This is a genomic window from Flaviflexus equikiangi (assembly GCF_014069875.1).
Lineage (GTDB): Bacteria > Actinomycetota > Actinomycetes > Actinomycetales > Actinomycetaceae > Flaviflexus > Flaviflexus equikiangi.
Window position 1 is genome coordinate 742,526 of record NZ_CP059676.1, and the last position, 12,332, is coordinate 754,857.

Sequence of the window (12,332 nt, forward strand, 5' to 3'; positions counted from 1 at the left end):
TCGGGAACCAGTAGGAGAGGAAGTCCCCGAGCAGGTGGGCAGCTCCTTGAATGGTGACTGCGGAGCTGCCCACCGTTGGTTCTAGTAGGTCCGGTTCAGTGTCTGGGTGTCGACGCCGTCGCCATCCCAGTCACCGATGAGGATCGTGTCGCTGGCCCGACCATAACCGATGGTCCAGTCAGCAGCCCCGCCCGCGAGAGCGTTGTTGATGTGGAAGACATTGCCACGACGCAGGGAGACAGTGTCAACACCATCACCATCGAAGTCACCAGCAAACGCCTCATCACTCACCCGGCCGTAGTTGAACACGGAATCCGCATCCCCACCACCGAGAGTGTTGTTGATGTAGAACGCATTCCCACGACGCACAGCAAGCGTGTCGACGTCATCGCCATCCCAGTCACCAACGAGAACCTCATCACCGGCGCGACCGTAGTTGAACTCAACATCGGCGTTACCACCGGCAAGGGTGTTGTTCAGGTAGAACGTGTTGCCACGGCGAACACCGAACGTATCGGCGCCATCGCCATCCCAGTCACCGACGAGAACCTCATCGCCGACCCGGCCGAACTTGAACTCAGCAGCAGCGTTACCACCCGTGAGCGTGTTGTTGCCATAGAACGTGTTCCCACGACGCACAGCGAGTGTATCGAAACCATCGCCGTCCCAGTCACCGACAAAGACCTCATCACCGCGACGCCCGAAAGCGAACACGACATCAGCCTCGGTCGAGGTCCAGTCATTGGCAACGAAGAACACATTGCCCTTCAACGGAGCCACCGGACCCGGAGCGACATAGGTGAACGTCCACTGAGCAACAGCATCCTCAGCAAGGACATAGCCCTCGACCGCACGTGCGGTCACGGTCGTGTCAGCCGTGATATCGACATCGCCGGTCACGACCGCGCCATCAATCACGTACTCGACACCCTCAACTACTGGAATTGAGACCGTGTTGCCATCCTGGACAGGAGCCTCGGGCGTGACGGTCACGATCGGAGCAGTGTAGGTGAACGTCCACTGAGCAACAGCACCCTCAGCAAGGACATAGCCCTCGATCGCACGCGCCGTCACAACAGCGTCCTTCGTGATATCGACATCGCCAGTCACGACCGCGCCATCAATCACGTACTCGACACCCTCAACTACTGGAATCGAGACCGTATTGCCGGTCTGGAGCGGAGCCTCTGTCGTGACAGTCACGGTGGGATCGACATCGAGCTCGACCACGAGGGTTTCAGCTGTAGCCTCCACCGTGAGCTCGCCGTTGCGTGCCGTTGCGGCAACGTCGCCGATGGTGAGAGCGCCCTCTGTGATGTCGTCGGCGGTGAGCACGTGTGTGGTGCGTGAGGAGAAGGAGTCGCCGGTGGCGAGTTCCTCGGTGACAACCGATCCATCGATGTCGGTCAAGCGAACATTTCCGGTGTTGGAGACGGTGGTCTGGACGGTCACGATGTCGCCAGCGGAGTCGTAGCCGTCATTGTCGACATCTTCGATATCGAACACGGTCGTTTCGAGACCGATCGCGGGGGTGCGTTCCCGCAGGGAGACATGGTCGTTGACGACGTCGAGAAGAACGCGCTCGAGATTGTTGCCGCTCACATCTTCCAGAGCCCACGTCGAGGTCGGCAGGAAGAATCCATCTTCGATCTCTGCCTCGGTCACCGTGTGATAAGGGGTGGTGCAGTTGTAGGCATCCCCAGCCTTGAGGTTGCGCCAACGGCAGTTCCCTGCAGCTTCGGGGATAAAGGGCTGGAAGTCGCCCGCGACCGGATAGATCGTCTGCGAGACGTTCGACCGAGAGGTGACACGGAAGTGGTAGTTCATCCGCTCACCGGCCACGTAGGGTTTGGTCACGACGTCTCGAGACGCATCTGCGGGTGCGCCGGTGATGCGGGCGCCGAGTGTCGGTGCCGCGCCCTCGAGCACGCGAACGGTTGCGTCGCCGCGCAGCGAGTAGTCGCCCGCTTCGATCTTGACATCGCCGTAGGCGGTCGAGTTGGCTCCCGCGATCACGGGAACGGTGACGGGGATGAGGAGTTCGGTCGATTCTCCGGGCGCGAGGGCTGGTGTTTCGACCGTGCCTGCTTCCCACTCGCCCTGCATGGTGACCGTTGCGGTACCCGCGGGGAGCGGCTCGGAATCGTTGTTCGTCAGCGTGAACGTGAAGTCCACGGTGTCGCCGGCATCGGCCTCGACAACATCGCCATCGAAGTCGGCGCAGAACGGCTTCAGCCATTCGTCGTCGAAGGAACCGTAGATCTGCTCAGAATTGGCTCCTTCGTAGAACACCCCGTACGTTCCATCGTCGAGTGCGACGAGGTCGGAGTAGGAGTGGGCTCCGGGAGCGTATGTCTTGACGACGGGCCATGTCTCACCGTTATCGCACGAGTATCGGATCGAGCCGTTCGAGCGCGAGGTCGCTGCCGAGTTCGAGAACAGCAGCTCCTGTGCTTCGCGGGTGCCCTCGGCCGCGTCGGGGTTCTTCTGGATGATCGACGCGTTGTTGCGCGGGTCGACGAGAGTCCGATCCAGCTCGGGATCCGACCACGTCTCACCACCGTTCGTCGAGTAGGAGACCCACCGCGCGGTGTGTGTGTTGTGGGCGCGAGAGTTCATCATGAGTGTGCCGTCGGACAGCTCGACGACCTTGTTCTCGTCCATGAGGGTCCCGACAGGCTCTCCCATCTGCCACGTCTCGCCGTGATCGTCGGAGTAGACGGAGTAGGCGCTGACCGCACCGCTCTGGAGACGCCCGACGTACTGCTGGACGAGGCGGCCCGCGTACTCGCCACGGGTGATCTGAATACCGTGTCCGGACGTGGCGAAGGCCGCGATGACGTTGTCAGGCTTGGCAACGGACGTGACGGAGCGGTGCTCCCACGTGACGCCGTTGTCTTTCGAGACAGCGACCCAGGCGCTCATGACCCGCCGGTCCTCGTCATCGCTTCCGATGGCGCTGTTCCAGAAACCGGTGTCCTTCGAATAGACATGGAAGTTGAACAGCGTGTTGGTCTCAGCGTCGTAGACGTACGACGGGTCGGAGTAGCCCTTGATCGGGGCGTCCGTCTTGCCCTGGGAGACGACGGTGGTCTCACCCCAGGTCTTGCCGCCGTCAGTGGAGCGTCGCTGCAGGATCGAGTTGGGGCCCGGCGAGTCGGTGCCAGTCGGCCGCCCGTCGTACGACAGGAGGATATCTCCGTTGTTGAGCTGGATCACGGCGGGAATGCGATAGTTCGGGAAAGCTCCATCACCGCCGAGTGCGATTCGTTGAGTGGTGAATTCTCCGGTGTCTCCGTCGTTTGGTTGAGCAGTTGCGGGAACCGCGGCAAGGGTTGAAGCAACGAGAGCGAATCCGGCAGTGATGCCGAATGTCTTCCGTCGCCACGACCCTGTCGTGTTGTCGTGTCCCACTGGTACCTCCTTGTAGAAGCGGGTGGCCAGTACCGGCACATGCCAATACTTCAGATGTCAGACATCTCCCGTGTACTGTAGTTGGCTCCGTCACTGTGATCAAGCGCATGCGCGAATGCGTCATCTGTGATGAAAGGACAGTTCGAATAAGATGACTGTAGATATAGTGTGTGGCCGATTCGTTCGCTGTGGCGTCATTTGGTGACGTCCAGGGATCCGGTTGAGGGCAAAGAAAAGCGCGGGCATCAGCCCGCGCCTCATCATGTGGTGGACTAGACCGATTCCGGCTCGGCATCGCCCATGATCGTGTACCAGCACTGTTCTGTCACGCGCTCGGCCCCGAGTTCGAGACTGCGTTGGATGCCTCGCGGCGCGAAGCCCGCACTGTCGAAGAACCGAGTCTTGGCCTCGTCGCCGACAACGATCCACACCTGCATCTCCGCCACGCGGTCCTGTTCGGCCTGGTCGGCAATCGCGGCCAGCATGCGCGAGCCGTGTCCCTTCCGGCCGTGGCGCGGCGGCACCTCGAGGGCGAGAATCTCCAGGATCCCGGTGCTGTCATCCGCTTCGCCTGCCAGGGCCTGATCGGCCGGTGCCATGGCAGCGAATCCGACGATCGCGGCTCCCTCGACGGCAGTGAGGATGCGGTACGCGGGGGAGGGAGGTGCCGTGACGGACTCGGACCAGTTCTTGGCGAGATTGTCTCCGGTCACGTGCTGGGCGACGTCTGCGGGCAGGGCATGTCCGAGAGCAGCCTCGAGAGTGGAGGTCATCGTCGTTTCGTGAATCTCCCCGATCGTGGGCACGTCGGAGACGATCGCGGGGCGGACAAAAGAATCAGGTAGGGCTGAAGTCACCCGCTAACACTATCTCGCCATGCAAGACCGGTCCACATAGTTGATATATCCGGATGGTCCCACCGGTGGATGGGTGGAAAGCGTTAGGGTGTGCTCATGGGTAGAACACCGTCACGTACTTTCGGCTCCGTTGGAGTGGCTATGGCAACGCCATTCGCCCCCGACGGCTCGCTCGACATTCCTGCAGCTCGTCAACTTGCTGCTCATCTGGTGGAAGAAGGAGCCGACTGCCTGATCCTGTCAGGCACCACCGGCGAATCGCCGACCACTCATCAGCCCGAGAAGGATGCACTCGTCAGGGAAGTCGTTGCCGAAATCGGTGACAGGGCGATGATCGTTGCGGGTGCCGGGTCGAACGACACCGCACACGGCGTTCGGATCGCCGCTGGGGCCGCCAAGTCGGGGGCGCAAGGCCTCCTCATCGTCTCCCCCTACTATTCGAAGCCTTCCCAGGAGGGCATCTATCAGCACATCTCGGCCATCGCCTCCGCGACCGATCTGCCGGTCATGGTCTATGACATTCCCGGCCGCACCGGCGTGAAGATCTCCGATGAGACATTCGACCGGTTGGCGGAGAACCCCCAGATCAAGGCGGTCAAGGATGCTGCCGGTGACCTGCCCCGCGGCATCGCCACCTCGCGGCGCACAGGCCTCGAGTTCTACTCGGGCGATGATGGCCTGAACCTGCCGTGGCTGACGATCGGCGCCTCCGGCATCGTTTCCGTCGTCGGCCACGTCGCTGCGCGCCGCTACCGTGCGATGGTCGACGCCGTCGACGCACACGATCTCGAGTCCGCCCAGCAGATCGACAACGACCTGCATGTGCTCGTCGACGCGATCATGGGAGGCGGCCAGGGTGCCGTCATGGCGAAAGAAGCGCTCGCCATGCTCGGCGTGTTGCCCAGTCCGACGGTCCGCCTGCCACTCGTGGGAGCAAGCCAGGCAGAGCTCGATTCCCTGCGACGGGCGCTGACCCAGCGCGGATACCTGTCGTAGGACCATGCACCGTGACGTGGACGGGGCCCCGGGTGGGCCCCGTTCGTGCACCCGCCGGGTGATCATCAGCCCATCGAGCCCCGCGTCTGCCGAAATCGGCGCGATCGTGGGACAATGGCGGAGTGAACTATGCTCAAACTGATCTGCGCAAACCTGCCCCTCTGAAGAAGAACTGCCTGAGGATTGTCGCTCTGGGTGGTCTCGGCGAGGTCGGTCGCAATATGACCGTGTTCGAGATCAACGGCAAGATCCTCATCGTCGACTGCGGCGTCCTCTTCCCCGAAGAGGCTCAGCCCGGTGTCGACCTCATCCTGCCCGACTTCGAGTACATCGAGGATCGTCTCGATGATGTTGTGGGGATCGTCCTCACCCACGGGCACGAGGACCATATCGGTGCGGTTCCCTATCTGCTCCGCCTGAAGAACGATATCCCGATCATCGGCTCCCAGCTGACGCTGGCCTTTATCGAGGCGAAGCTGCAAGAGCACCGCATCAGCCCCTACACCCTTCAGGTGACGGAGGGCGACATCGAGACGTTCGGTCCGTTCGAGCTCGAGTTCGTCGCGGTCAACCACTCCATCCCCGATGCTCTGGCAGCCATGATTCGGACCGTTGCCGGAAACGTCCTCATCACGGGCGATTTCAAGATGGACCAGCTGCCCCTCGATCGCCGCATTACCGACCTGCGATCCTTCGCTCGTTTCGGCGAAGAAGGAGTCGACCTGTTCATGGTCGACTCGACGAATGCTGAAGTTCCGGGCTTCACAACGTCCGAAGTTGAGATCGGCCCCGTCCTCACGCAGGCGTTCTCCCGCGTGACGGGGCAGATCGTCGTGGCCTCGTTCGCCTCTCACGTGCACCGCGTCCAACAGATCCTCGATGCTGCGGCCGCGAACAACCGCGTCGTCGCTTTCGTCGGCCGCTCGATGGTCCGCAACATGGGCATCGCAGCCGATCTCGGATACCTCGATGTTCCCGATGGTGTGCTCGTCGACCTGAAGAAGATGAACGACTATCCGGAATCGAAGCGCGTCTACATGTCGACCGGTTCCCAGGGCGAGCCGATGGCGGTCCTGTCTCGGATCGCGAACGAAAACCATCAGAGCATCTCGGTCGGCCCCGGCGACACCGTGATCTTCGCTTCCTCGCTGATTCCCGGCAACGAGAACTCGGTGTTCAAGCTCATCAACGGGCTCATGCGACTCGGCGCGAAGGTCATCCATCAGGCCAATGCCCGCGTCCACGTCTCCGGCCACGCGTCAGCCGGTGAACTGCTCTACTGCTACAACATCGTCCAGCCCTCCGCAGTCATGCCCATCCATGGCGAGATCCGCCATCTCGTCGCGAACGGCGCCCTGGCCGTCAAGACCGGCGTCCCCGCAGAGAACATCATGCTCGCCGAAGACGGCTCCGTCATCGACATCGTCGATGGTCAAGCCGCTATCGTCGGCACAGTGCCCTGCGGCTATGTCTATGTCGACGGCTCCTCCGTCGGCGACATCACCGAGGCCGAACTCAAGGACAGGAGAATCCTCTCCGAAGAGGGCTTCGTCGCGATCTTCGCAGTCGTGGACACGGCCGCGAAGGAGATCGTCTCCGGGCCGCACGTCCAGGCTCGTGCCATGGCAGAGGACGATGAAGTCTTCGAGAAGGTTCTCCCCGAACTGACGAAGGCCCTCCAGGATGGTCTCGACAACGGCGACGACACGTATCAGATGCAGCAGGCGATGAGGCGCTCGATCGGCAGGTGGGTCTCCCGCAGGCTCCGCCGCAGGCCGATGATCGTCCCGACCGTCATCGAGGTCTGACCACGAGAATGGGCCACCCGCGAGGGCGGCCCATTCTCATCTCCAACTGACATCCGTGCTCCCGGGATCTTAGGATGAGAGGAAGCCGCCCGGCTGCGCAACGACGCGCGGCGGCGGCGCGAAGAAGGGAGCTGCCATGACGCAATTCGTCGGTGTGAAAGACATGACTCGATGGATCACGAGGGATGGTGCACCAGCGATTATTCGGCAAATCGCGTCGGTCATCGAAAACGATCTCGCACGGTGGGAATCATTCGACAAGATTCCCCGGGTCGCGTCACACACACCCGGCGGCGTCATCGAGCTCATGCCGATCTCCGATAACGACGACTATTCCTTCAAATACGTCAACGGTCATCCCACGAACCCGGCACGGGGCTTCCAAACCGTCGTCGCCTTCGGCGTCCTCTCCGACGTCGCCACCGGCTACCCGGTCTTCATGTCCGAGATGACACTCCTGACAGCCCTGCGCACCGCCGCCATGTCAGCCGTCGCAGCGCAGCATCTCGCGCCCGCCGGCGCCATCCGCATGGCGATGATCGGAGCCGGATCCCAGGCCGAGTTCCAGGCCCTCGGGATGAGGGAGCTCGTTGGAATCCAGGAACTCTTCATCTACGACACTGATGCTCGGGCGGTGAAGAAGCTCCGCAACAACCTCGAACCGCTCGGGTTCCGCATCAAGGACGCGGACTCCGTCGAGGATGCTCTCGAGGGAGCCGACATCATCACGACGTGCACGGCAGACAAGCAGCGTGCCCACGTCCTGACGACAGCACAGGTCGGTCCCGGCGTCCACATCAACGCGATCGGAGGGGACTGCCCTGGAAAGACGGAGCTCGACGCCGATATCCTCCACAGGTCGCGAGTCTTCGTCGAGTTCGAGGAACAGACCCGCATCGAAGGCGAGCTCCAGCAGGTTCCGCACGACTTCCCTGTGACGGAGCTCTGGGAGGTTGTGACAGGCAGGGCGCACGGCCGGCGATCTGGAGACGAGATCACCGTCTTCGACTCGGTCGGATTCGCACTCGCGGACTTCTGCGCACTCAAAGTGTGCCGCGAGGCGACTGCGGGAACCGATCTTCAGGTCGACATCGACCTGGTCGCAGAACCCGCGGACCCGAAGGATCTCTACTCTCTCCTCTCCTGACACGCGCAGCCCGCGGGCCCTTCCGCAGACGTGAGATTGTCCGCTGCGGGAGCGTCTTCGGCGCGTGGGTAGGAAACTAGCTGGTGGGGGAACTATTCTCGAAGGTGTGAATAAGTCAGAGCCAAGGAAGACCGGTAGGAAGGCGTCCCAGGAGACGAGCGGACGCGCCCGCGGACAGCGCACGCCTGCCAAAACGGAAATCCAGCCCGAACCCATCGTCGAACCCTCTCCGGCCAGGCGCGATGGTCTTGTCCTCGCACTCGTCGGCGTCGCCATCATCGTGGCGCTGCGGGAGTGGTTCCAGCTGTCGGGTGCGCTCGGTTCAGTGATCCACCACATCACGGCGGGTCCCTTTGGGCTGCTCTCTGTCTTCGCTCCCATCGTGCTGCTGTTCTTCGCGATCCGGCTGTTCCGTGCGTCAACGCGTGATGCGAATAGGAACCTTCTCATCGGCACGGGTCTCCTTATTCTTGCCATCACCGGCATCCTCCACATCGCCATGAACGCACAGAGCCCGCTCGACGACATCGCCTCTGTCGAACAGGCCGGCGGGATCATCGGCTGGCTCGTCGGTGGGGGATTGGCGTATCTCCTCTCCCCGTGGGGAGCGATCCCGATCCTTGTCCTCCTCGGCGTCTATGCCATTCTGTTTGCCACGTCGAGTTCGATACGGGACATCGTCGACCGTTTCACGCCAGACCCGGCGGAGAATGATCAGGCGGGTCACGACCGGCCTGTGCGAGACAGGCCCACCCTCGGCGAACGACTGCGGCGCCGCCGCGAAGAAGCCCTCGAAGCGGAGGACGAGCCGTACGAGGAGCCCTACGAGATCGATACTGCGCCGGACCTGCCATCGCCGGTGGCAACACCGCGCAGACGCAAGAAGCCGGTGCCGGTGGAAGCGCCGACCGTCGCCGCGTCCGTCGATCTTCCTGCCCCTGAGAGCGTCGATGACGAACCGGTCGAGAAGACCGTGTTCGAGCAGCCTGAACTGTCGCCAAGCCTGGCCTACGAGCTTCCGGACATGGGAATGCTGGCCGCAGGCCTGCCGCACAAGGAGCGGTCCGAGGCGAACGACGCCGTTGTCGCCGCTCTGACGAGCGTCTTCGAGGAGTTCTCAGTCGATGCTCGGGTCACGGGCTTCTCGCGGGGTCCGACAGTCACCCAGTACGAGGTTGAGCTCGGTCCCGGCACCAGGGTGGAGAAGATCACCCAGCTCTCGAAGAACATCGCCTACGTCGTGGCTTCGGCGGATGTTCGGATCCTATCTCCGATCCCCGGCAAGCAGGCTGTCGGCATCGAGATCCCGAACTCCGACCGGGAGACTGTCGTCCTCGGTGACGTCCTGCGGTCCACGGTGGCGAAGAAGCAGACGCACCCCCTTGTCGTCGGTCTCGGGAAGTCGGTCCAGGGCAACTATGTTGTCGCGAACCTGTCGAAGATGCCGCACCTGCTCGTGGCCGGCGCAACGGGTTCTGGTAAGTCCTCGTTCATCAACTCAATGATCACGTCGATCCTCATGAGGGCGACGCCGGATCAGGTGCGCCTCATCCTTGTCGACCCCAAGAGGGTCGAACTCACCGTCTATGCCGGTATTCCCCACCTCATCACCCCGATCATCACCAACCCGAAGAAGGCCGCGGAGGCTCTCGAGTGGGTCGTGGAGGAGATGGACCGGCGCTACGACGACCTCTCCGCCTTCGGCTACCGCCACGTCGACCAGTTCAATGAAGCGGTCGCGGCCGGGCGCCTCAAGCCGCTGCCGGGGTCCGAGCGGGAGATGAAGCCGTACCCGTACCTGGTCGTCGTGGTCGATGAGCTTGCCGACCTCATGCTGGTCGCGCCCAGGGATGTCGAATCCTCGATCCAGCGGATCACTCAGCTTGCCAGGGCCGCCGGCATCCATCTCGTCCTTGCCACCCAGCGGCCCTCTGTCGATGTGGTGACGGGTCTGATCAAAGCCAATGTGCCGTCGAGGCTGGCGTTCTCGACATCCTCGCTCGCTGACTCACGCGTCATCCTCGACCAGCAGGGCGCAGAGAAGCTCATCGGGCAGGGCGATGCCCTCTTCATGCCGTCCGGTGCGTCGAAGCCGATCCGTGTCCAGGGTGCCTGGGTCGGCGAGTCCGAAGTCGAGAAAGTCGTCGAGTACGTCAAGGAGAAGATGACTCCCGAGTACCGGGAGGATGTCACCGCCAAGCCGGAAGCGAAGAAGCAGGTCGATGACGATATCGGAGACGACCTCGATATCCTTCTCCAGGCCGCCGAACTTGTCGTCTCGACAGACTTCGGGTCGACCTCGATGCTCCAGAGGAAGCTCCGCATCGGCTTCGCGAAGGCGGGGCGGATGATGGACTTGCTGGAGTCTCGCGATATCGTCGGCCCGTCGGAGGGTTCGAAGGCTCGCGAGGTCCTCGTCAAGCCCGAACAGCTCCCCGAGGTGTTGGCGATGCTCCGCGGAGAGGAGCCGCCCGAGGGTGCGTACGACAGTCCCGTGGACGATGGTGCGGTTGATGGGACTCAGGTGCTTCCGGCTGTCTCTGACGCCGAGGACTATTGGGATGACGATGACGATGAGTCTGAGGACGCCTGGCAGCTAACCGGACGCTGACTGGAAGAGCTGATATCAGCGGGCACGGTCTTAAGACTGAGGCGCACGCTCTCATTGAGGCTGTGGAGTGTTGCCCTCATGCTTTGAGCAGGACAGTGCAGGCACTGGGCTCATGGTGTCGCGGCAGCTGCCGGACGCTGCTGTTGAACCTGGCCTAGACGACGCGATGGTCGGACGCTCCTGCGGAGGAGCCGGGGAAGCGCAAACGATCTGGCCTGAATGTACTGAAGGGTGGGGGCGGACGACGATGCTGACGAATACTTGGGGGGTCCCATCGTCAGTCGATCGGTGGCGAAGAGCTTCTGCGCTACGAGTGTCACCCGAGTCGACGTCACTGTTTAACGGTGTACGAGGCCCAGGTGGATCGATCACGTACTTCTGAAGGACCTGGAAAGCTCCAAACTCGCCACGATGGTGCCCCAACGATTTCTGCAGGTGTGCGGTGCGCTCGAGTCGGAAAACTGTAACCTTTGCGAACTAGTCATTATCACCCGAGAATGCCCGAGGGTATGGGCATGTGGATGGTCTGCGAGTAGTGTGTGTCACATGTTCGGCTAGTGATCACGGTTCTTGCTGGCTGACTAGGGTTGCTGCGCGCGTTCCTGGTCCTGCCCTCATTGAGTCGTCACTCCGTAATCACGAGCTGAATAGTGCGGGACGTTCGAGAGATCATCCTCGTTTGGTTCCTATCACTTGCTCATACACGCACGGGCCCGCGGAGGCCCCGAAGCTCCCTGATCTTGCACGCCTACGGGAACACGTATCTGCTGGATGCAGAATTATGCGGTCCGACATCGGTGACCGATTGATGACGATTCCGCAGAGCGACGACATTAATGGCGTCAAAGCTATCTATTGGTGGGAGGAAAGCTATGAGAAAGAATCTACTCATTGGACTGGGTTTGTTTGCTCTCTCGGCTACCGTCGTCGCAGGGGTGACATGGCCTTGGGGTGACGAGACAGACCGTTCTGGCTACAGGACGGAGGCAGCCCCCGTCATTTATCGCTCTTTTGAGGACGCGCAGAATCAGCACGATGCAACACTCGTCGTGACGGTGGTCTCGCGTGACGGGACGTATGTTGATGATGGGGGAGATGGCAAGCCGGACTTCCCAGGTGATCCCGGGCTTTCCATGGAGTACCTGACAGTGGTAGTCGACGATGTACTGAAAGGTGATGAGCTTCTCGTTGGTGCCGAACTGACCGTTGTTCAGTCCGAGCGCGGCACGATGAGTGAAACGACGGCGGAGGAACACATGGTCCCGGGAAACGCGTACGTCATCATCGCTTCGGAGTATGAGTCGAATCCCGGAACCCTCGAAGGCAAGGCCTGGGCAACACCGCTAGCAGGCCAAGGTGTCTTCCCACTTATCGATGGCGATGTCGTTCCCACGCGTTCGGATGTCTTCCCTGAAACTTTCAACCATGGGTCCATACCTCTCGCAGCACTTGACCAGGACTAGAGCCGGCTTGGCCAACGCGTGAACGGTGGGGCCAAC

The 12,332-nt window shown here is 61.9% G+C and carries 7 protein-coding genes; 5 read left to right on the plus strand and 2 right to left on the minus strand.

Annotated features, from left to right (window positions below; all coding sequences use genetic code 11):
- Positions 1 to 81 precede the first annotated feature (81 nt).
- Positions 82 to 3,414, minus strand: a complete 3,333-nt coding sequence (locus H2O75_RS11030) for an exo-alpha-sialidase (RefSeq protein WP_182173773.1) — start codon at positions 3,412 to 3,414, stop codon at positions 82 to 84.
- A 272-nt stretch (positions 3,415 to 3,686) separates the two neighbouring features.
- Entirely contained in the window at positions 3,687 to 4,271 is a 585-nt protein-coding gene (locus H2O75_RS03580) for a GNAT family N-acetyltransferase (RefSeq protein WP_182173775.1), read from the minus strand.
- Between the two features lie 96 nt (positions 4,272 to 4,367).
- Here H2O75_RS03580 and dapA point away from each other — a divergent pair, with 96 nt between their 5' ends.
- From dapA to H2O75_RS03605, 5 genes are all read left to right on the plus strand, one after another.
- Positions 4,368 to 5,267 carry a 4-hydroxy-tetrahydrodipicolinate synthase gene (gene dapA / locus H2O75_RS03585; RefSeq protein ID WP_182173778.1) on the plus strand — a complete coding sequence of 300 codons (900 nt, stop codon included), beginning with the start codon at positions 4,368 to 4,370 and terminating at the stop codon, positions 5,265 to 5,267.
- Positions 5,268 to 5,389: 122 nt separating this feature from the next.
- Positions 5,390 to 7,075, plus strand: a complete 1,686-nt coding sequence (locus H2O75_RS03590) for a ribonuclease J (protein WP_182173781.1) — start codon at positions 5,390 to 5,392, stop codon at positions 7,073 to 7,075.
- 136 nt (positions 7,076 to 7,211) lie between these two features.
- The gene (gene ocd, locus H2O75_RS03595; protein ID WP_182173784.1) at positions 7,212 to 8,222 is read left to right on the plus strand and encodes an ornithine cyclodeaminase; all 1,011 of its coding nucleotides are present in this window, start codon (positions 7,212 to 7,214) and stop codon (positions 8,220 to 8,222) included.
- A gap of 106 nt (positions 8,223 to 8,328) precedes the next feature.
- A complete protein-coding gene (locus H2O75_RS03600; RefSeq protein ID WP_182173788.1) occupies positions 8,329 to 10,833 on the plus strand; it encodes an FtsK/SpoIIIE family DNA translocase in 2,505 nt (834 codons plus the stop codon).
- An 872-nt stretch (positions 10,834 to 11,705) separates the two neighbouring features.
- The gene (locus tag H2O75_RS03605) at positions 11,706 to 12,296 is read left to right on the plus strand and encodes a hypothetical protein (protein WP_182173791.1); all 591 of its coding nucleotides are present in this window, start codon (positions 11,706 to 11,708) and stop codon (positions 12,294 to 12,296) included.
- Positions 12,297 to 12,332: the final 36 nt, after the last annotated feature.

What these genes read in the sequence shown, in the direction of transcription:
- H2O75_RS03605 (WP_182173791.1), top strand. Translation starts at nt 11,706, where the DNA reads ATGAGAAAGAATCTACTCATTGGACTGGGTTTGTTTGCTCTCTCGGCT.
- ocd (WP_182173784.1), top strand. Translation starts at nt 7,212, where the DNA reads ATGACGCAATTCGTCGGTGTGAAAGACATGACTCGATGGATCACGAGG.
- dapA (WP_182173778.1), top strand. Translation starts at nt 4,368, where the DNA reads ATGGGTAGAACACCGTCACGTACTTTCGGCTCCGTTGGAGTGGCTATG.